At 70.7% G+C, this 19,435-nt stretch carries 22 protein-coding genes and 1 pseudogene; 16 read left to right on the forward strand and 7 right to left on the reverse strand.

Features of this window, described 5'->3' with window-relative positions; all coding sequences use genetic code 11:
- Nucleotides 1–67 precede the first annotated feature (67 nt).
- Nucleotides 68–481 carry an RsbRD N-terminal domain-containing protein gene (locus LX88_RS33425; RefSeq protein ID WP_258951777.1) on the forward strand — a complete coding sequence of 138 codons (414 nt, stop codon included), beginning with the start codon at nucleotides 68–70 and terminating at the stop codon, nucleotides 479–481.
- 51 nt (nucleotides 482–532) lie between these two features.
- The gene (locus tag LX88_RS33430; RefSeq protein ID WP_258951778.1) at nucleotides 533–1,198 is read left to right on the forward strand and encodes a PucR family transcriptional regulator; all 666 of its coding nucleotides are present in this window, start codon (nucleotides 533–535) and stop codon (nucleotides 1,196–1,198) included.
- A 4-nt stretch (nucleotides 1,199–1,202) separates the two neighbouring features.
- Here the strand turns inward: LX88_RS33430 and LX88_RS33435 are convergent, their stop codons facing one another.
- A complete protein-coding gene (locus tag LX88_RS33435; RefSeq protein WP_258951779.1) occupies nucleotides 1,203–1,616 on the reverse strand; it encodes a ribonuclease domain-containing protein in 414 nt (137 codons plus the stop codon).
- A gap of 357 nt (nucleotides 1,617–1,973) precedes the next feature.
- On the opposite strand from LX88_RS33435, the gene LX88_RS33440 reads away from it, so the two are divergent.
- On the forward strand, nucleotides 1,974–2,663 hold the full coding sequence (locus LX88_RS33440; protein WP_258951780.1) for a cellulose binding domain-containing protein: 690 nt from the start codon (nucleotides 1,974–1,976) through the stop codon (nucleotides 2,661–2,663).
- Here LX88_RS33440 and LX88_RS33445 read toward each other — a convergent pair.
- Both LX88_RS33445 and LX88_RS33450 read right to left on the reverse strand, forming a co-directional pair.
- A complete protein-coding gene (locus LX88_RS33445) occupies nucleotides 2,660–3,472 on the reverse strand; it encodes an alpha/beta fold hydrolase (protein WP_258951781.1) in 813 nt (270 codons plus the stop codon). The genes LX88_RS33440 and LX88_RS33445 overlap by 4 nt on opposite strands.
- Nucleotides 3,473–3,541: 69 nt before the next feature.
- Complete coding sequence (locus tag LX88_RS33450; RefSeq protein WP_258951782.1) at nucleotides 3,542–4,114, reverse strand: TetR/AcrR family transcriptional regulator; 573 nt, start codon at nucleotides 4,112–4,114, stop codon at nucleotides 3,542–3,544.
- Nucleotides 4,115–4,223: 109 nt separating this feature from the next.
- On the opposite strand from LX88_RS33450, the gene pcaH reads away from it, so the two are divergent.
- From pcaH to LX88_RS33485, 7 genes are all read left to right on the forward strand, one after another.
- Nucleotides 4,224–4,961, forward strand: a complete 738-nt coding sequence (gene pcaH, locus LX88_RS33455; protein WP_372511469.1) for a protocatechuate 3,4-dioxygenase subunit beta — start codon at nucleotides 4,224–4,226, stop codon at nucleotides 4,959–4,961.
- Nucleotides 4,954–5,448 carry a dioxygenase family protein gene (locus tag LX88_RS33460; RefSeq protein WP_258951783.1) on the forward strand — a complete coding sequence of 165 codons (495 nt, stop codon included), beginning with the start codon at nucleotides 4,954–4,956 and terminating at the stop codon, nucleotides 5,446–5,448. The genes pcaH and LX88_RS33460 overlap by 8 nt, the downstream gene beginning before the upstream one ends.
- Entirely contained in the window at nucleotides 5,445–6,629 is a 1,185-nt protein-coding gene (locus tag LX88_RS33465) for a lyase family protein (RefSeq protein ID WP_258951784.1), read from the forward strand. The genes LX88_RS33460 and LX88_RS33465 overlap by 4 nt, the downstream gene beginning before the upstream one ends.
- Complete coding sequence (locus LX88_RS33470; RefSeq protein WP_258951785.1) at nucleotides 6,619–7,374, forward strand: alpha/beta fold hydrolase; 756 nt, start codon at nucleotides 6,619–6,621, stop codon at nucleotides 7,372–7,374. Before LX88_RS33465 ends, LX88_RS33470 begins: the two co-directional genes overlap by 11 nt.
- On the forward strand, nucleotides 7,371–7,712 hold the full coding sequence (gene pcaC, locus LX88_RS33475; protein ID WP_258951802.1) for a 4-carboxymuconolactone decarboxylase: 342 nt from the start codon (nucleotides 7,371–7,373) through the stop codon (nucleotides 7,710–7,712). Before LX88_RS33470 ends, pcaC begins: the two co-directional genes overlap by 4 nt.
- A 61-nt stretch (nucleotides 7,713–7,773) precedes the next feature.
- Nucleotides 7,774–8,943 (forward strand): 4-hydroxybenzoate 3-monooxygenase, encoded by a 1,170-nt coding sequence (locus LX88_RS33480; RefSeq protein ID WP_258951786.1) that lies wholly within the window; start codon nucleotides 7,774–7,776, stop codon nucleotides 8,941–8,943.
- A gap of 34 nt (nucleotides 8,944–8,977) precedes the next feature.
- Nucleotides 8,978–10,066: a winged helix DNA-binding domain-containing protein gene (locus tag LX88_RS33485; protein WP_258951787.1), complete on the forward strand. Its 1,089-nt coding sequence runs from the start codon at nucleotides 8,978–8,980 to the stop codon at nucleotides 10,064–10,066.
- Here LX88_RS33485 and LX88_RS33490 read toward each other — a convergent pair.
- Complete coding sequence (locus tag LX88_RS33490; RefSeq protein WP_258951788.1) at nucleotides 10,044–11,186, reverse strand: molybdopterin molybdotransferase MoeA; 1,143 nt, start codon at nucleotides 11,184–11,186, stop codon at nucleotides 10,044–10,046. The two genes, LX88_RS33485 and LX88_RS33490, sit on opposite strands and share 23 nt — an antisense overlap.
- Before the next feature lie 62 nt (nucleotides 11,187–11,248).
- On the opposite strand from LX88_RS33490, the gene LX88_RS33495 reads away from it, so the two are divergent.
- Nucleotides 11,249–12,490: an MFS transporter gene (locus tag LX88_RS33495; protein ID WP_258951789.1), complete on the forward strand. Its 1,242-nt coding sequence runs from the start codon at nucleotides 11,249–11,251 to the stop codon at nucleotides 12,488–12,490.
- 390 nt (nucleotides 12,491–12,880) lie between these two features.
- Nucleotides 12,881–13,720 carry a formate dehydrogenase accessory sulfurtransferase FdhD gene (gene fdhD, locus LX88_RS33500; RefSeq protein ID WP_258951790.1) on the forward strand — a complete coding sequence of 280 codons (840 nt, stop codon included), beginning with the start codon at nucleotides 12,881–12,883 and terminating at the stop codon, nucleotides 13,718–13,720.
- On the opposite strand, the gene LX88_RS33505 is transcribed toward fdhD, so the two are convergent.
- Entirely contained in the window at nucleotides 13,717–14,187 is a 471-nt protein-coding gene (locus LX88_RS33505; protein ID WP_258951791.1) for an NUDIX hydrolase, read from the reverse strand. The genes fdhD and LX88_RS33505 overlap by 4 nt on opposite strands.
- An 89-nt stretch (nucleotides 14,188–14,276) precedes the next feature.
- Here LX88_RS33505 and LX88_RS33510 point away from each other — a divergent pair, with 89 nt between their 5' ends.
- From LX88_RS33510 to LX88_RS33525, 4 genes are read left to right on the forward strand one after another with little or no spacing between them, the layout of a single operon-like run.
- On the forward strand, nucleotides 14,277–15,146 hold the full coding sequence (locus tag LX88_RS33510; protein ID WP_258951792.1) for an ABC transporter ATP-binding protein: 870 nt from the start codon (nucleotides 14,277–14,279) through the stop codon (nucleotides 15,144–15,146).
- 1 nt (nucleotide 15,147) lies between these two features.
- Entirely contained in the window at nucleotides 15,148–16,215 is a 1,068-nt protein-coding gene (locus LX88_RS33515) for an ABC transporter permease (RefSeq protein ID WP_258951793.1), read from the forward strand.
- Nucleotides 16,216–16,219: 4 nt separating this feature from the next.
- Nucleotides 16,220–17,131 (forward strand): Gfo/Idh/MocA family protein, encoded by a 912-nt coding sequence (locus LX88_RS33520; RefSeq protein ID WP_258951794.1) that lies wholly within the window; start codon nucleotides 16,220–16,222, stop codon nucleotides 17,129–17,131.
- A 31-nt stretch (nucleotides 17,132–17,162) separates the two neighbouring features.
- Nucleotides 17,163–18,266, forward strand: coding sequence for a macrolide family glycosyltransferase (locus LX88_RS33525; protein ID WP_258951795.1), 1,104 nt, complete (start codon nucleotides 17,163–17,165; stop codon nucleotides 18,264–18,266).
- On the opposite strand, the gene LX88_RS33530 is transcribed toward LX88_RS33525, so the two are convergent.
- Together LX88_RS33530 and LX88_RS33535 are read right to left on the reverse strand one after the other, a co-directional pair.
- A complete protein-coding gene (locus LX88_RS33530) occupies nucleotides 18,241–19,083 on the reverse strand; it encodes an alpha/beta fold hydrolase (RefSeq protein WP_258951796.1) in 843 nt (280 codons plus the stop codon). The genes LX88_RS33525 and LX88_RS33530 overlap by 26 nt on opposite strands.
- A 55-nt stretch (nucleotides 19,084–19,138) precedes the next feature.
- Nucleotides 19,139–19,435, reverse strand: a pseudogene (locus LX88_RS33535) (IS982 family transposase); the annotation flags it as partial.

Genomic DNA, 19,435 nt, shown 5'->3' on the forward strand with positions numbered 1-19,435 from the left:
CGCCAACCAGCGACGGCTGTGTTGTGGCCGTCACACAACGTGGTGTTCGGGAGACGACGTGCCGGGTATGTCCGCGATGGTCCGGCGGGTGCTCGAAGCGGTCGCCGCCGACGACAAGGTCGTCGAACGGGTCGTCGACGCGGCCCGCGGCAACTCGCCGGAGGTCGCCCTGCTGCCCGCGGAGGAGAACCGCCGGCACATCGCGTTCCTGCTGTCCGAAGGGATCGCGCACCTCGAACGCGGCGGCTCGCCCGACGACGGCGACTTCTCCGCCGCGTTGTCGCTGGGGTCGGACCGCGCTGCCCAGGGCGTGTCGATGGCGGGACTGCTGCGCGGGGTGCACGCCGGGCGCACCGAGTTGATCAGGGCGAGCGTCGAGCTCGTGCGGTCACTGGAGGTCGACGACGGCACGATCCTCGACTTCATGATCGACCTGGACCACTACGTCGGCGCGGTCGAGCGGCACATCATCAGCGGCTAGCACACCGCCGAGCTGCAGCTGTCGCGCACGGCCCGCGACCTGAACGCCCAGGTGCTGCGGCGGTTGCTGGTGTCCGGCGAGTTCCCGGACGTGTCCGAACTCGCTCGCGCCGGCCTGCGCCCCGACGGGCGGTACCACTGCGTGGTCTCCGGGGTGACCGACCCGAGCCACGCCCGGACGCTGGAACAGCGGCTGCACGCGTTCGGCGGCGTGTACGGGCTGGTCGAGGGGCGCTTGGCGGGACTCACGCACGCGGCGCCGTCGTGGTCGGACGACCTTCTTGTGGTGTCACCCGCGACGGCGCTGAAGTCGTTGCGGGGCACGTACTCGATGTGCACGCGGGCGTTGGCGGCCGCGGGTGCCTCGCTGGGTGTGCGGCTGCTGACCGACCTTGCCGGTGAGACCGCTCTCGCGGCGTTCCCCGGGCTGGCGGACACGCTCGCCGACGCGTTGCTCGGCCAGCTGGACCCGAAGAGCACGTTCCACCACGAGATGGTGGTGACGGCGTTGTGCTACCTGGACAACGGCGGCCGGCTCAGCGCGACGGCCACCGCGCTGCACATCCACGCGAACACCGTGCGGTACCGGTTGGACCGGCTGGTGGAGCTGACCGGCGCCGACCTCGGAGAGAACCCGGACGCGGGACGTTCACACGTGCTGACGACGCTGCACACCTGGTGGGCGCTGCGGTCGTGGATCGACCGCAGCGCCGGGTGAACCCCTAGAGGCGGTAGAAGTTGCCGTAGTGGTCGGGGGAGAAGTAGACGGTGCCGGCGGTGCGGTCGACGATGATCCGGTACGCGTCCCGGGACGCCCCGCACGCACGCGGGTAGACGTCGAACTCCAGGTAGCTGTGGCCCGCGGGCAGCTGGCCCTCGCGGTTCTGGTGAACGCCACCGGCGTAGTTGCACAGGCTGCCCGACCAGTTGCTGACCCAGCCGCGCGTGCTCGGGTAACCCTTGCTCGACCAGGTCGAGTTGGCGGTGCGGGCCGCGGAACAGCGCGACTGAGTGCAGGAGTTGTAGACGGCGGCATCGGCCGCGGGTGCCACGGCCGTGGTCACGCCGAGGACGGACGCGACGACGGCGAGGGCGGCGAACAGGCGACGTGTCCGGTGCGGTCGCAGGGTGTGCACTTCAGACCTCCATCGGCAGGGAACGAGGTACGTCGTGATCCTTGCTGTTGATCACCACGAGCTGATGAACGGCAGGGAACCATCCGCGCAACTGTGGCCACCCCAAGCTCGCACATCCGGCGCCCCGGCGCACGGCCCGGACCGATCACGACTCTGAACGCCCGAGTTGATCAACTCCGAACAGCCGATTGCGGACGCGGCCTCCAGCGATAGATTTGTCCAATGGCAGCACGAAAGCACTTGTTGGTGCTGTTGACCTTGCTCGTGGCCGGGTGCACGGCTCCGCAGGACGGCAGGCCCTTCCCCGCACCCCGAGCCTCTTCCCCTGACACAGCAGCGAAAGAGCCGTCCACAAAGGTGCGCACCGTTGTGGACGGCCGCACCGTCGAACTGGCCGACGGCACCCGTGCCCGCATCTCGCTGCTGGCCGAACCGCCGCCGTGCGCCGCCCCCGCTGCCCTCGACTTCGCCACGAAGGCGTTGCTGGACAAAGAGGTCCGGGTGAGCAGCATCACTCCGGGCGAGATCTCGCTAACGTTGCCGGACGGCACCGACTACGCGTTGCTGGCCGTGCAGTACGGCTTCCTGCGCACCTCCGGCGTGGACGGTGGCCCGCTCGTCGAGGCGGAGAGCAAGGCGGAGAAGGCGAAACTCGGCCTGTGGGCCCAGGGCGGATGTCCCGCGCCGCCGCCCTCGTCGACCAGCGCCCCGGCTCCGCCGCCCGCGGCGCCGTGCATCGTGGTCTACCGGATCAACAACCAGTGGCCCGGTGCCTTCCAGGCCGACGTGACCATCCGCAACGTCAGCGGCGCGCTGGTGGAGGCCTGGACGGTCCGCTGGCGGTTCGCCGACGGAGAGACCGTGACGCAGCTGTGGAACGGCACGGTGTCCCAGTCCGGCGCCGATGTGAGCGTGACCAACGCCGGCTACAACGCGCTGATCGTCCAGGACGGCTCGGTGACGTTCGGCTTCAACGGCGCCGTCACCGGGCCCATCTCGGCGCCGAGTTCGTTCAGCGTCAACGGGACGGCCTGCACCACCGGTTAGTGCTGTTGCCACCACTCGGTCACGATGCGGGCGTACTCGTCCGCGTTCTCCTCCCACACGAAGTGCGCGGCGTCCACGACGTCCAGCCTGCTGTTCGGCAGCCGCTCGTGCAGGTACTCCATGTTGGAGACCGGCACGACCGTGTCGCGCTTGCCGTTGATCAGCTGGACGGGTGTGGTGATGCCCGGCAGCAGCTCGCTCAGCGTGAGCAGCTCTGCCGGGTAGGCGCGCACGTACGCCATCTGCTCGACGAACCGCTGGCCCTGGTAGGCGGCGAGGTAGTCCTGCCGCACCACGTCGGGCAGCTCGTAGCCCTCGATGAAGTCCATCGCGACGTTCACCACGTCCTTGGGGCCCATCGCCCGGTACGGCGCGAGGTCCTCGTCGTGGACCCACTCGTGCAGTGGTGAGCCGAGGTCGGTCGGGGAGATCGAGCCGCCGCTGCCGATCACGAGGCTGCGGAACCGGCTCGGCGCCTGGGCTGCGGCGAACAGGGCCGCGCTGGTGCCGACGTCGGGGCCGACGACATGGGGCCGGTCGAGTTCGAACGCGTCGGCGACGCGCAGGACGAAGTCGCCCATCCGGCTGGGGGACAACAGGTCCTGGCGCAGCTCGGAGTGCCCGAAGCCGGGCAGGTCGACCGCGATCAGGTTCGCGTGCTCGGCGAGCTTCGCCCAGACCTGGTCGAAGGCATAGATGCTCTCGGGCCACGGACTGAGCAGCAGCGCCGATGGCTTGCTGCCGGCGCTCACGGCGTAACGGATCGACAGACCGTCGATGGTGCGGAACCGGGGTTGGATGTCGCTCATGAATCCAATATGACCGGTCGTCTTAGATTTCGTCAAGGGGATCGGCGGACGGGTTCTGTCTGACCGGTCTCAGGGCAGGACGACCTCGAAGACGACCGTGAAGAACGCTGCGAACGACGACCCGTCCTTGGCGGCGCGTTCGCCGACGATGGCGCCCTCCCAGGAGTTGAGCAGGAACCTGGCCAGGGTCTCGGGACTCTGGGCGGTCGTCACGGACCCGTCGTCCTGGGCCTCGCGGATCGTGGCGGCGATCGCGTCCGCCCAGTGGCCGAAGGCGGCTTCGACGCCCGCGCGGATCGCGGGGATGTGGTCGGCCGCCTCGGTGCTGAAGTTGCCGAAGACGCAGCCGCGTTCGTAGCCGAGGTCCACGATGTCCTGCGCGAGGGCCTCGAAGTGGTGGCGCAACCGGGCCAGTGGCGCGGTCTTCGGGGTCTGGAGCTTGTCGAGGTGCCGTGTCTGGCCGTAGCGGTCCATCACGACGAGAGCGAGTGCTTCCTTGCTCTCGAAATGGTTGTAGAACGACCCCTTGGGAACCTTGGCGCTGTCCGTGATCAGCTTGACGCCGCACGCGTTGTAGCCGTGCTTGTGGAACTGCTCGAACGCGGCGTCGACGATCTGCTCTCGCACACTTGCCCTTGCCATACCACCAATATGAGCGGTCGTCTCACAGCCGTCAAGTTAACGCCAACATTTCCGTTCAGCGGAAAGGTTCGGTCGACTCCGATGCGACGGTTGCCTAGCGTTCGTTCGCGTGACGACCAGCCAGCACACGATCAGCGACGAGATCGCGAAGATCCAGGCCGACTCACCGGGAGGTGCGCCGCTGCTGGACTTCGCGCCGTACCGCAGCACGACGTTGCGCCACCCGACCAAGGACCCCCGGCCCGTCGACCCCGAGGGCGCCGAGCTGCTCGCGCCCGTCTTCGGCCACTCCGACGTCGCCGCGATCGAGGCCGACCTGACCGTGCAGGGCGGCGGCGAGCCGATCGGCGAACGCATCCGCGTGCAAGGCCGCGTGCTCGACGGCGACGGCCGTCCGGTGCGCCGCCAGCTCGTCGAGGTCTGGCAGGCCAACGCCGCCGGCCGCTACTCGCACCAGGGCGACCAGCACCCGGCGCCGCTGGACCCGAACTTCACCGGCGTCGGCCGTTGCCTCACCGACGACGACGGCTGGTACTCGTTCACCTCGATCAAGCCGGGCCCCTACCCGTGGCGCAACCACCACAACGCCTGGCGGCCCGCGCACATCCACTTCTCGTTGTTCGGCACCGACTTCACGCAGCGGCTGATCACGCAGATGTACTTCCCCGGCGACCAGCTGCTGGCGCTGGACCCGATCGCGCAGTCGATCACCGACCCCGCCGCCCTGGCGCGGCTGATCGCGTCGTACGACCACTCGCGGTCCGAGCACGAGTGGCTGCTCGGCTACCGCTGGGACATAGTGCTGACCGGCAGCCACGCGACCTACCTGGAGCCGTCCGATGACTGACTCGACTCCCGGCCAGACCGTCGGCCCGTTCTTCCACCACGCGCTCGCGTTCCCCGGCGACTCCGAACTGGTGCCGTTCGGCTCGGCCGGATCCGTTGTGCTGCACGGCTACGTCCACGACGGCGCGGGCGATCCGGTGCCGGACGCGATGATCGAGATCCGCCAGGCCGACGCCTCCGGTGCCGTGCCACGGGTCGGCGGGTCGCTGCGGCGGCGCGGTGCCGGCTTCACGGGCTGGGGCCGGTCCTGCACCGACGGCGCCGGGCACTACTGGTTCAGCACCGTCGAGCCCGGGCTGCCATTTTTCGCGGTGACGGTGTTCGCCCGCGGGCTGCTCGACCGGCTGTTCACCCGCATCTACCTGCCCGGTGCCGAGGACGCGGTCGACGGGCTGGTCGCCTCGCGGGAGGCCGACGGGCGCCTCCGGTTCGACATCCACCTGCAGGGGCCGTCCGAGACGGTGTTCTTCAAGTTCCCGCGGACGTGATCGTGCTGCCTGGTTCCCATCGTGCCGCCGGCCTCGTCGACGACACCGCGCTGGTGCGGGCGATGCTGGAGGTCGAAGTCGCCTGGGCGCGCGTGCTCGGGACGTCGCTCTCGCTCGGAGACTGGGTCCCGTCGCTGGACCCGGCCGAGGTGGAGGCCGCCGGCAACCCGGTGCTGCCACTGGTCAACGCCCTGCGGGCGCGCGTCTCCGACACCGTCCACACCGGACTCACCAGCCAGGACGTGCTCGACTCCGCGTTGATGCTGCTGGCTCGCGGGGCTTTGGAACGGATGTCGGCGGACCTGGGCCGGGTCGCCGGTGCGCTGGCCGGGCTCGCGGACGAGCACCGGTCCAGCGTGATGGCCGGCCGGACGTTGACGCAGCACGCCGTGCCGATCACGTTCGGGCTCAAGGCCGCGCGGTGGCTGGTGGGCGTGCTCGACGCCGTGGACGAGCTTGAGGTCGTGGCGCGCACCCTGCCCGTGCAGTGCGGGGGTGCGGCGGGGACGTTGTCGCGGGTGCCGGACCCGGTCGCGGCGGCATCGGCGTTCGCCGGCCACCTGGGGCTGGTGTGGCCGGGCATGCCCTGGCACACCTACCGTGCGCCGGTCACGCGGCTGGGTGACGCGGTGGTGCGTTGTTGCGATGCCCTTGGGGTGATGGCGGCGGACCTGCTGACGTTGGGGCGGCCGGAGATCGGTGAGGTCCGCGAGGGGTCGGTGGCCGGGCGGGGCGGGTCGTCGACCATGCCGCACAAGCGGAACCCGGTGCTGTCGGTGCTGGTGAACAGCGCGGCCCTGCGAGCACCTGGGCTCGGTGCGCAACTGCACCTGTGCGCGGCGCGGGCGGTGGACGAGCGGCCGGACGGGGCCTGGCACGCGGAGTGGCCGGCGTTGCGGGCGTTGCTGGAGCTGGCGGTGGTGGCGGCGTCGCAGGCCGCGGAACTGGCCGAGGGCCTCGAGGTGCACGCGGACGTGATGGCGCGCCGGGCCGCCGAGGCCGCACCGGAACTGCTGGCGGAGCGGGGCGGCGGCACCGATCCGGCCTCGTACCTCGGGGCGGCCGAGGTGTTCGTGGACGAGGCGCTTCGTCGGAATCGATCCCGACTGGATCCCCTCCGGGGGACGCGGAGGCCCCCACTCCAATCGTCTCAGAGAGGTCCGACAGAAAATGACGACTGAGCTGAGCCTGACGCGGCTGGCGGGGGTCGAGGGTGCCGGGCAGCTGCTGGTGGTCGGGCCCTCGCTGGGCACGTCGGTGAGCCTGCTGTGGCGGGACTGCGCGAAGGCCCTCGGTGACGGCTTCGAGGTGATCGGGTGGGACCTGCCCGGGCACGGCAACGGTGCGCCGGCTGAGGAAGCCTTCACCGTTCCGGGCATCGCGGACGAGCTGACGGAACGCGCCGAGGCCTTGGCCGGCGGGCGGCCGTGCGCGTATGCCGGGGTGTCGTTCGGCGGGGCGGCCGGGTTCGAGCTGGCGACGCGAGGCGAAGGGCCGTTCGGGGCTGTCGTGAGCATCGGGGCGGCACCGCGGATCGGTGAGCCGGAGATGTGGCGTGAGCGGGCCGCGCTGGTGCGGCGGGCCGGGACGCCGGTGATGGTGGACGGGTCCGCGCGGCGCTGGTTCGCGCCGGGGTTCGTCGAGCGGGCGCCGCGGGTAGCCGGAGGATTGCTCACGGCACTGGCGGAGACCGACAAGGAGTCGTACGCGCTGGCGTGTGAGGCGCTGGCGGTGTTCGAGGCCGGTGAGGCGGTCAGGCCCCTGCGGGTGCTGGTGGGGGAACACGACGTCGTGGTGTCACCGGACGGGGCGGACGTGGTGCTCGCGGGATGTGGGCATCTGCCGCCCGCGGAGGACCCGGCGGCGGTGGCGCGGACGTTGATCGAGCTGCTCAGGGAGATGCGGTGTCCTACGACGACGGCATGAAGGTTCGGCGTGAGGTGCTCGGGGACGCGCATGTGGACAGGGCGACGCCGGACGAGTTCACCCGCGACTTCCAGGAGTTCATCACCAAGTACGCCTGGGGTGAGGTCTGGACGAGGCCCGGTCTCGACCGGCGGACGCGCAGCGCGATCACGCTCACGGCGTTGATCGCGCATGGGCACTGGGACGAGCTGAAGCTGCATGTCGCCGCGGCGGTGCGGAACGGGCTGAGCGAGGCGGAGATCGGCGAGGTGATCCTGCAGAGCGCGATCTACTGCGGGGTGCCGGCGGCGAACCACGCGTTCTCGGTGGCACGCCAGGTCCTGAAAGAGGGCGTGTGAACGTTCACCCGGTGGCGCCGTGGACCTCGCCACCTCCAGTCCCGCTCACGAAGGAGCTTTGATGACGCGCACCCAGGTCGGCATCGTCGGTGCGGGACCGGCGGGGCTGATGCTCTCGCACCTGTTGTCCCTCAACGGGATCGACAGCGTTGTGATCGACAACAGAACACGAGCCGAGATCGAGAACACGGTCCGCGCGGGCATCCTGGAAGCCGACAGCGCGCGACTGCTGGCCGGCACCGGGGTTTCGGACCGCGTGCTGCGCGAAGGGCATCCGCACGAGGGCATCGACCTGCGGTTCGGCGGCGAGAGCCACCGCGTCGACTTCCGCGCCCTGGTGGGCGAATCGGTCTGGCTCTACCCGCAGACCGACGTGTTCGTGGACCTGGCGAACGCACGCGAACGCGACGGCGGCGACGTGCGGTTCGGTGTCAGTGACACCTCGGTCGACATCAGCCAGCCCGCGATCCGGTTCACCGACAGCGCCGGTGTGGCTCAGGAGGTGCGCTGCGACCTGCTCGTCGGCGCGGACGGCTCCCGCTCGATCTGCCGCGCCGAGGTGCCGGAAGCGTTGCGCAGGCACAGTTCCCGCGAGTACCCGTTCGCCTGGTTCGGCATCATCACCGAGGCGCCGCGCAGCGCCCCCGAGCTCATCTACGCGCACTCGCCGCGCGGGTTCGCGTTGATCAGCCAGCGCACCGAGACCCACCAGCGCATGTACTTCCAGTGCGCTCCGGAGACCAAGGCCGCGACGTGGTCCGACGACCGGATCTGGGAGGAGCTGCAGGAACGGGTCGCCGGGCCGGACGGGTTCACGCTCAACGAAGGCCCGATCACCGAGAAGACGGTGCTGCGCTTCCGGTCGTTCGTCGCGGAGCCCATGCGCCACGGCAACCTGCTGCTCGCGGGCGACGCCGCCCACACCGTGCCGCCGACCGGCGCCAAGGGCCTGAACCTGGCGCTGGCCGACGTGAGCGTGCTCAGCGAGGTCATCGAGCGCGCCCTGCTCAAGAACGACCCGGACGCGCTCGACGAGTACGGTCCGCGCGCACTGGAGCGGGTGTGGAAGGCGCAGCACTTCTCCTACTGGATGACCACGATGCTGCACGCCCTGCCCGCCGCGACGGACTTCGACGTGCGCAGGCAACTCGGCGAGCTGGCCTCGGTCGTCGGGTCGGAGGCCGGCTCGAGGTACCTGGCCGAGGGCTACACCGGCTGCTGGCCCGCTTGAGCGAGGCTGGAGCGCCGTCGCCGAGACTGTCCTGATGGACATCGCGGCACTGCGCCTCGGCAACATCGGGCGGCTCCGGTCGGCGGAGGACGTCGTCCGCTCGCTCGGGGCCGTGCAGGGCCAGGACTACGGCCAGTCGTTGTGGGCGATCGGGCTGCGCACCGCCGCGGCCCGCATCACCGACGTCGAGGAGGCGCTGCAGGCCGGACGCGTCGTCCGCACGTGGCTCATGCGCGGCACGATCCACTACGTCCTGGCCGAGGACGTCCGGTGGATGCTCGGCCTGTTCGGCGCCCGCGACCTCGCCCGGCTCACGCCCAAGGCGTGGCAGTACCACCACATGACCCCCGAGCTGATGTCGTTGGCGCGCAAGACCTTCGTAGAGGCGCTGACGGGCGGTGGCTGCCTCACCCGGCGCGAGATGATCGATCTGATGGCGGGTGTCGGCATCCCGGACGACCGGCAGCAGAGCTACTTCACGTTCATCCACCTCGCCCAGGAGGGCCTGGTGGTGCCGGGACCGCCGCGCGGCAAGGAGCAGACGTTCGTGCTGCTCGACGAATGGGCGCCGAAACAGCGTTCGCTGGAGGGCGACGAGGCGATGGCCGTGCTGGCGTCGCGGTTCTTCGGCAGCCACGGCCCGGCAACCCTGGCGGACTTCGCGAACTGGTGCGGCATCGGCGTGCGCGAGGCCTCCCGCGGCCTGGAGGCGGTCAAGGACTCGTTGGTGCGCGAGGAGTTCGACGGCAAGGAGTACTGGCTGCCGCCGGACCTCACACCGGGCTCGGGCGCGTTCCTGCTGCCCGCCTACGACGAGCTGCTGATCGGCTACAAGGACCGCGGCGCGTTCTTCACCCGGTACGACGAGATCCCGATCTCCACCTACAACGGCATGTTCTACGCGACGATCATCGAGGACGGCCAGATCGCGGGACTGTGGCGGCGGGTCATGAAGAAGACCTCGGTGGACGTGGAACTGCGGCCGCTGCCGGGCTTCGACGTCGACCGGCTCGCCGAGCACACCGCGCGGTTCGGCGACTTCCTCGGGCTGCCGGTGCGGACCGTCGTGAAGGACGCGCCCGAGGCCGGCTCGTCGAAGGTCAGCTGGCGCTCCCGCAAGTGAGCACCTCCACCTCGCCGCCCCGGTGACCGGGCGGCACGACCGCGAACGCGTCGGCGAGCGCAGCGCCCCACAGTGAACCGGGCCGGTCGTGGCCCACGGGAACGGCCAGACCGCCGGATCGGGTGACCGGGACCAGGCGGGTGTCGGTGCGGTGGGAACCGGAGTCGGGAAGCCAGGCCGTGACCGGTGGACGGACGGCATGACCGCCGAGGGCGTCGAGCAGCGGGTGCAGCAGGGTCAGCACGGCGGCCAGGGCGGCGAACGGGTTGCCGGGCAGGCCTGCGACGCAGCGGCCGTCGGGCAGGACGGCGAGCAGCATCGGGTGGCCGGGGCGGCAGGCGACGCCGCTGATGAGGATCTCGGCGCCGAGACCGGTGAGCACCCGGCGCAGGTGGTCGGCCGGGCCGGCCGAGGTGGCGCCGCACGTGACGAGGACGTCGGCCTGGCTGGACGCGAGGGCGTCGGTCAGCGCGGAAGGATCGTCGTGCAGGTGGGTGGTGCCGACGAGGTCGGCCCTGGTGAGCAGACCGGGGAGCATCGGGCCGATGGCGTCGCGGACTCGACCTGGGCGGGGGAGACCCGCGTGGAGGAGCTCGTCGCCGGTGACGATCACGGCGACCCTCGGGCGGCGGTGAACCAGGAGGGTGTCGTGGCCCGCTCCGGCGGCGAGGCCCAGGACGGCCGGGGTGACGAGGGAACCGGCCGGGACCAGTTCGCCGCCTGCCGGCCAGTCCTCGGCCCGGCGGCGGATGTGCTTGCCGGGCACGGCGTCGGCGACCAGGAGGGCGCCGCCGGCCGAACAGAGCTCGACCGGGACGACCGCGTCCGAGCCGTCCGGCACCGGCGCTCCCGTGGCCACCCCGAACGCCTCGCCTGGACGCAGGAGCACCTCGGGCACCGGGTCTCCGGCAGCCACCCGGCCGACGACGCGCCACGGGCCGGGGCCCGCCACCGCGTAGCCGTCCATGGCCGAGGTGGCGCAGGTCGGCTGGTCGGTGAGGGCCCGCACGCCCGACGCGAGCGCAAGGCCCAGGGCGTCGGGCAAGGCGAGTTCGGTCGCGTCCAGCGGCTTCGCGGCGTCGCGGGCCGTCTGGCGGGCGAGCGTCCAGGGCATGTTCATCTTCGCTCCCGTGGTATAGCCTACCGGATACTGTATGCAATCCGCGGGACGGGGTGAAGGGCATGCCAGTCGCGACTTACGTCCGTGACCACGCCGGCAGGCTCTACCGGGTGGGGGAGACCGACGTCGAGGCGTCGGGGCGTTCGCGTCGCACGGTGCTATGGGCCGCTTGGGCGGCGATGCTCGCGGCCGGCATCGGGCAGTACGGGTTCGGGGCGCTGATCCCTCAGTTGCAGGACCGGTGGAGTGTGCCGGAGTTGTTCTGGGCACTGGCGCTGTGGACCGTGTGCCAGGCGGGCACGGCGTTCCCGGCGGCCTGGTTGAGAGAGCGGAAGAGGCTCACGTCCACCGGTGCGATGTGGATCGGGGCGGTTCTGTGCGGCGCCGGGCTGCTGACGCTGGGGCAGGGTCAGTTGGTCGGCTACGCGATCCTCGGTGGCATCGGCGCGGGGCTGGTCTACGCGACGTGTCTCGGCGTTGTCGTGCGGTGGTATCCGGAGCGCGTCACGCGGAAGGTCGCGTTCGTCAGCGGGGCTTTCGCGTACGGGTCGGTGCCGTTCGTGCTGGCCGCCGGGCTGTTCTTCGGTGGTGGTTTCCTCCTGCAGGCCGGGATCGTGATCGCCGTCGTCGTGGCGGTGGCGGGCGCGCTGATGAAGGAACCGCCCGAGCACTGGTGGCCGCCGCACGTCCCGCCGCGTGAGTGGGCGCTCGACCGGGCGCGCGTGCCGAACCGGTCCGCGCTCAAGGAGTTCCGCACGCACGAGGCCATGCGGTGCGGCACTTTCTGGTGGCTGTACGGCGGTGTCGCGTTCGCGGCGGCGGTGTCGCTCTACGACCTGGTGTACCTGCCCCTGTTCGTCGGCGACAAGGTGCTCGGTGGTGTCGCGCTGGCCACGCTGGCGGCGGCGACGGGCACCGGGCGCGTGCTGGTCGGGTGGATCTCGGACCGGGTCGGACGCAGGAAGGCGCTGGTCTGGACGCTCGCGACGGGCGGACTGGCGCAGTTCGTGCTGCTGTACTCCCAGAACGTCGCGGGGCTGCTCATCGGCGCCACGCTCGCGGGCCTCGGCACCGGCTGCTGCTACTCGCTGCTGGTCGGCGTGACCAGGGAGTACTTCGGCGAGACGAACGGCGCGCAGAACTTCGGCGTCCTCTACACCGCGAAGGCCGCGGGCGCGTTGCTGGCCGCTGTTGTCCTTGCCTCGCAAGGGCCCGCGTTCGCGTTCATCGCGGCGGGCGTGCTCGGGCTGGCGGGCGCGGTGCTGACCGCGCACCTGTCGCAACCGGGGAGGCCGCGCCTGTGAGCCGCGTGCCGCGGCTCTCGACGGGCTGGCACCGGACGCCGGCGGACGGCTGTTGCCTGATGGAACTGACGTCCGTGCTCGCGGGCGAGGTGTGGTCGGACCGGCCCGCCTGCGTGCACCCGGTGCTGGCGTGCGTGGCGCGGTGCGTCAACGACCAGTCCACAGAGGAGGGGCGGAGGAGGCTGCTGCCGTTCGCCACCAAGGTGATCGGCACGGAGCAAGCGCCTGCCGAACGCCTGATCGTGCACTGTACGAGGAGAGCCGGGATCGTCGCGCCGAAGTGGTGGCCGCGCGACTGGGTCGTGGCCAGGGCCGTCAGGGCGATGTCCGGGGACGATGTGTTGCGGCGGCTGCTCGACGAGTGCGTCGCGATCTGCTGGGAGGCACGGCATGGGACGAGTGACGAGCAGGCGGCGCGTGGTGCGACTGGTGGACGACGCGGTCACCGTGCGGCCGGACACGCTGGCGGTCGAGGAACCGCTGGAGATCCGCGTGCGGGGCAAGTCCCTCGCCGTGACCATGCGCACGCCGGGTGACGACTTCGACCTGGCCGCGGGCTTCCTGGTCAGCGAGGGCGTGGTGCGCGCGCCGTCCGACATCGTGTCGATCCGCTACTGCGCGGGCGCCACGGCCGACGGCGGCAACACCTACAACGTGCTCGACGTCGGTCTGGGGGAAGGCGTCGCGTCACCCGACCCGTCGATCGAGCGCAACTTCTACACCACCTCGTCCTGCGGCCTGTGCGGCAAGGCGAGCCTGGACGCCGTGCGCACCGTGGCGACCTGGCAGGTGGCGGCCGACCCGATCCGCCTCGACCCGAAGACGATCACGGAGTTCCCGGCCAAACTCCGCGCCGCGCAACGGGTCTTCGACCGCACCGGCGGCCTGCACGCGGCCGGGCTGTTCGACGCCGGGGGCGACCTCCTGTGCCTGCGCGAGGACGTCGGCCGGCACAACGCGGTCGACAAGGTCGTCGGCTGGGCGACGCGCGACGGCAGGCTGCCGCTGACGAGCACCGTGCTGATGGTGAGCGGCCGGGCGTCGTTCGAACTGGTGCAGAAGGCGGTCATGGCCGGGATCCCGGTGCTCACCGCCGTGTCCGCGCCGTCGTCGCTCGCTGCCGACCTGGCGGAGGAGATGGGTGTGACGCTCGTCGGGTTCCTGCGCGGAACGTCGATGAACGTCTACACGGGCGGGCACCGGCTGGGCATCACGGCCACGGCTCGCTAGTGCTGGACCAGTCCGCCGACCTCGACGGGACCGACGTGCCCGGTCGGCGGCATCCCCAGGGCGAGCGCGAGGCCGACGTCGACCAGCGATGAGCGGCGCAGTCCCGCGACGTCGGAGAGCAATGTCCACACAGGATCTGCGGTCGCCCCGTTCGGCTCCGGCCGCGGTTCACCGGTGATCCGGACCTGGTAGAAGATGCCGACGTTCTGGTGCGGCCCCTGTTCGGACAGGTGGCGTTCGTCCGCGGGGACGACCCGGGAGTCCACGCCCAGCAGCCGCTCGACCTCGCCCGTGCAGCCGGTCTCCTCGGCGACCTCGCGGACCACCGCGTCGAACGGATCTTCGCAATGCTCCACCGCACCGCCGGGCAACGACCAGTGGTCTTCGCCGTACGTCGTCACACAACGAACGAGCAGCACGCGGTCGTTCTCGATGCTCACGGCGTACGCGGCCAAACGGAAGGTCATGCAAGCACGTTAGCCCGTAAGGGGTCCTCCGCGAGGATGATGCCGCACGACGGACGCGATCTTGAACGCGACGACCTACCGTTCCTCCCATGTTGACTGTCAGGGGGATCAGCCGGAGCTTCGGCGATCACAAGGTGCTCGACGAGGTGAGCTTCGACGTCCGGCCCGGCCGGATGACGGGCTTCCTGGGGGCCAACGGGTCGGGCAAGACGACCACGATGCGCATCGTGCTGGGGGTGCTCGCCGCGAACGCGGGAACGGTGAGCTGGCAGGGGCAGGAGCTGACGCCGCAGACGCGGCCGGACTTCGGGTACATGCCGGAGGAACGCGGGCTCTACCCCAAGATGAAGGTGCGCGACCAGATCACGTGGCTGGCGCGGCTGCACGGCGTCGACCGCGAGACCGCGCAGCGCAACACCGACCAGTTGCTGGAAGAGCTGGAGCTCACCGGCCGGGCGGGGGACCGGCTGGAGGAGTTGTCGCTCGGCAACCAGCAACGCGTGCAGATCGCCGCCGCGCTGGTGCACGAACCGGCCGTGCTGATCCTGGACGAGCCGTTCTCCGGCCTCGACCCGATCGCCGTCGAGACCGTGCTGGACGTGCTGCGCAAGCGGGCCGCCAGTGGCGTGCCGGTGTTGTTCTCGAGCCACCAGCTGGCGATCGTGGAACGGCTCTGCGACGACGTCGTGATCATCTCGAAGGGCCGGGTCGTGGCCAACGGGTCACGCGAGGAGCTGCGTGCCAAGCACGCGGGCAGCCGCTACGAGATCGTCGTCTCGCAGGACGCGGGCTGGGTCCGCGACGTGCCCGGCGCCAGGATCCTGGAGCTCGACGGGCCGCGCGCGGTGTTCGAGGCGGAACCCCAGCAGGTGCTCAGGGCGGCACTGGAACGCGGCGAGGTCCGCTCGTTCACGCCCGTCGTGCCCACGCTGGACGAGATCTTCAGGGAAGTGATCTGACATGGCTCGCGCCTCCTTCAGCCAGGCGACGTGGCTCGTCGCCGAACGTGAGATGAAGACCTTGGTCACCACCAAGGGCTTCTGGATCGGTTTCGCCTTCACGATCGTCGGGTTGTTCGCGCTCACCGTGCTGCCGACGGTGTTCGGCGGCGACGACCCCAAGGTCGCCGCGGTCGGCTCGGCCGTGCAGGTGGTGCAGGGCAAGGAACTCGACGTGCGGGAGGTCGGCACCGTCCAGGAGGCCGCCGACCTGGTCAGGGCCGACGACGTCGAGGCCGCGATCGTGCCGGACGGCGCCGGGATCAAGGTCCTCGCGCTCAACGACGCGCCGGGCGACGTGGTCAGCCAGCTCGTCCAGGCGCCCCCGGTGGAGCTGCTGGACGCCTCAGCGGTGAACTCCGGCCAGCGGTTCGTCACGGTTCTCGTGTTCGGGCTGGTGTTCCTGATGTTCGGCATGGGCGGCGCGGCGATCGCGCAGAGCACCGTGACCGAGAAGCAGACGCGGATCGTCGAGATCCTCGTGTCGACGGTGCCGGTGCGGGCCCTGCTCGCCGGCAAGATCCTCGGGCACACGATCCTCACGCTGGGACAGGTCGTGGTGCTGGCGCTCGCGGCACCGATAGCGCTGCGGGTCGCGGGACTCGGCGAACTGCTGGGGGTGGTGGCACCCGCGCTGGGCTGGTTCATCCCGTTCCTGATGCTCGGGTTCGTGCTGATCTCGTCCATGTGGGCGGTCGCCGGCGCGCTGGTCAGCCGCCAGGAGGACCTCGGCTCGACCATGGGCCTCGTTATGATCGCGGTGATGGGACCGTACTTCGGCGTGCAGTTCTTCTTCGAGAACCCCGTGGTGCTGAAGTGGATGTCGTTCGTGCCCTTCACGGCGGGCGTCGCGATGCCGGTGCGGTTGTTCGCCGAACAGGCGAAGCCGTGGGAGGCGCTGCTGTCCCTCGGCATCCTCGCGGTGACCGTGGTGACGATCTTGCTCGTCGCGTCCAGGCTCTACACCAACTCGTTGTTGCAGACCGGCGCACGGGTGAAGCTGTCCAAGGCCTGGGCACCTGCAGAATAGGGCCATGATCGCTGATCCGATTCGCCTCGCCGTCGTCGGCCTGGGAGCCATGGGCACCCGGATGCTGACGGCGGCGCGGCAGCATCCCGGCTTCACCGTGGTCGCCGGCGTCGACGTCGTACCCCGCACGCTCGACATCCCGGTCGTCACGACGCTGGACGCCGTGTTGTCCGATGTGGACGCCGTGTACATCTCGACGCCGCCCGCCTCGCACGCCGAGCTCGTGCTGAAGGCCTTCGGGGCCGGCAAGGCGGTGTTCTGCGAGAAGCCGCTGGCCGTCGACCTCACCGAGGCCCGCGCGATGGCCGAAGCCGCGAAGGGCCGCCCGAACGCCGTGAACTTCGCGCTGTCGGACATGGTGGCCACCATCGAGATCGAACGGCGGCTGCCCGAGCTCGGCACGCTGCGGGGCGTCGAGGTCCGGCTGCAGTTCCCGCGCTGGCCCAGGGCGTTCCAGGCGGAGGCGACCTGGTTGTCGCGCTCCGAGCAGGGCGGGTTCGTCCGGGAGGTGCTGTCGCACTTCGTCTACCTGACCGACCGGGTGCTCGGGCCACTCGCGGTCGAATCCGTGTCGTCGGACTTCCCGGAGCCCGGCGCCGCCGAGGTGGCGGCCCGCGGTGTGCTGCGGGGCAGCGGCGTGCCGGTGCACGTGTCCGCGTTCTCCGGCCTCGCCGGGCCCGAGGTCTACGAGTGGACCGCCTGGGGCACCGAACGATCGCTGCGCCTGGACCAGTGGGCCCTGCTGTCCACTTCGGACGGCGGTCCGTGGGAACCGGTGGCGCTGGAGCAGACCGGTTCCGACTACTCGCGGCTCACGCTGTTCGCCCAGGCCGTGCGGGGCGAGCACCCGCGTGACCTGGCGGACTTCGCCAGCGGACAGCGGGTGGCCGAGGTGGTCGAGGCCTTCCTGCGTTAATCGCTTGCGCGCGTTCGGCAGGATCGGAGCAATGGGGATCTTGTTCGTCACGCTCGCAGGACATGGCCACGTCACGCCGACCCTCGCGGTCGTCGAGGAACTGACCGGACGCGGTGCCGAGGTCGAGTACGCGACCGGCGCCGAGCACGCCGAGGCGGTGACCGGAGCGGGCGCGCGGTGGGTGGAACTCCCCGCGCTGCCCGCCTTCCGGCCCGTCACCGACAACCCGATCGACGAGTGGTTTCCGCACTACTTCAGGGCGATGGCCGCGACCTACCCGGTCCTGCTCGACCACTGCCGGGTCACCACACCCGATCTAATCTGCTACGACTCGACGAACTGGCCCGCCAGGCTCGTCGCGCACGCACTCGGTGTACCGGCCGTGCGCACCGTGCCGCACACCGCGTCCAACGCCCACTACAACCTCATGGACGCGAGTCTGGCGCGCCACATCGCCGACGACCTGGCGGAGTTCACCGCCCGGTACGGGGTCGAACTCGACGTCCCGGGCACGATCGAGGCGCCGGAGGAGTGCAGCATCGTGTTCGTGCCGCGCGAGTTCCAGCCTCGTGCGGAGACCTTCGACGAGACGTTCCACTTCGTCGGCCCGGTGCTGGGCAGCCGGCTCGACGAGGAGTGGTCACCGCGGCGCGACGACCTGCCGCTGCTGTTCGTCTCGCTCGGCTCGGTCATGAGCGACGCCGCGTTCTACCGGGCGTGCGTGGACCAGTTCGGCGACGGCGCCTGGCAGGTCGCCATGACCGCCGAAGGCGTGGAGGGCACGGACCTCGTCGACGTCCGGCCCTGGTTCCCGCAACCCGCGGTCCTCAAGCACGCCAAGGCTTTCATCAGCCACGGCGGCATGAACTCCACGATGGAGGCGCTGCACCAGGGCGTGCCGCTGGTCGTCGTCCCGCAGACGCCGGAACAGGCCGCGAACGCCGACCGCGTCGCCGAACTCGGCCTCGGTGAACGGGCCGGCGACCACGCGGACCTCAGGGCGGCCGTCGAACGGGTGGCCGCCAGCGGCACGATCCGGCGCAACCTCGACCGGATGCGTGCCGCCATCGCCGGCGCGGGAGGCGCTCACCACGCGGCCGACGTCGTCCTCAGCCGAGCACTTCGCGGAGCTTGACGGCGAACTCCTCGGGCTTGCCCGCGTAACCGAACTCGCCGCCGATGAAACCACCGTGGTGGCTGGGGAACACCACAGGCTCCTGGCCGAGCAGGCGTGCCGTGTGGACGGCCGTGCGCGCGGTGAACGCGTCACCGGTCTCCTCGCCGACGGCGATCACGACTCGCGTGGGCGCGGCGGCCAGCGCCTGCACCCGCGGGGCGTAGTCGGTGATGGCGAGCGAGGACGTCCCGAGCAACGGGTCGTCGCGCTTGCCGTCGTCCTCGGCCGGCATCCCGAACTGCGCGGGATCCGGCAGGGGCAGCGCGAAGTACTCGTCGGTGTACTCGCCCTGCCACGAGCTCATCTGGATGAACGCGGCCATGCCGGCGCCGCCGCCCTTGGCCTGGTAGGCGTCCATGAACGCGTCCCGCGCCCGGCGGGCGGCGGCCGCGTCGGGCAGCACGCCGATGATCGGCGGCTCGTGCGCGACGAGCGTGACGACGTCGTCCGGGTACGCCGCGACGAGTTCGAGAGCGGTGACCGCGCCACCGCTCGACGCGAACAGGTCGACCGGACCGCCGACGGCCTCGATCACCGCGTGCACGTCCGCGGCCTGGGTCTCGGGGGTGTTGTCGGTGCGACCGTCCGAACGGGTGCTGCGACCGAGTCCGCGCGGGTCGTAGGTGATGACCGTGCGATCCGGGAACTGCGCGCGCAACGCGACGAACCCGCTGGCGTCCATCGGCTGCCCGATCATCATCAGCGGACGGCCACCGGAGCCGCTGACGTCGTAGGTGATGGCGGCGCCATCGGTTTCCAGAACGTGAGTTTGCATGCTGTCTCCCCAGTGGAGTCGGGTCTGAGCAGCCTAGATGACTGATTCCAAGGGGTCAGTGGTCGTAGGCGGTCAATGACCGCATGACTGGCTGCCCGGTCTTGTCGTTGTGCCAGATCGCGGTGGTCAGCGCCAGAACCCGTTGCAGGACACGGACTATGACTCCGGCTGGAGTGCGTCCGCCGTGCTGCTCCAGGTCGAGCTGTCCTTTGAAGGTCTGGTTGATCGACTCGATGGTCTGGCGCAGTGGCTTGAACAACCGTGCGCCAGGCCGCTCGGGCTCGCCCTTGCGAGCCGGTCGCAGCAACTCGATCCCTGCCTCGGCCAGGTCGCGTTCGAAGGCCTTGCCGTA

Source organism: Lentzea californiensis (genome assembly GCF_024648825.1).
GTDB classification, from domain to species: Bacteria; Actinomycetota; Actinomycetes; order Mycobacteriales; family Pseudonocardiaceae; genus Lentzea; species Lentzea californiensis.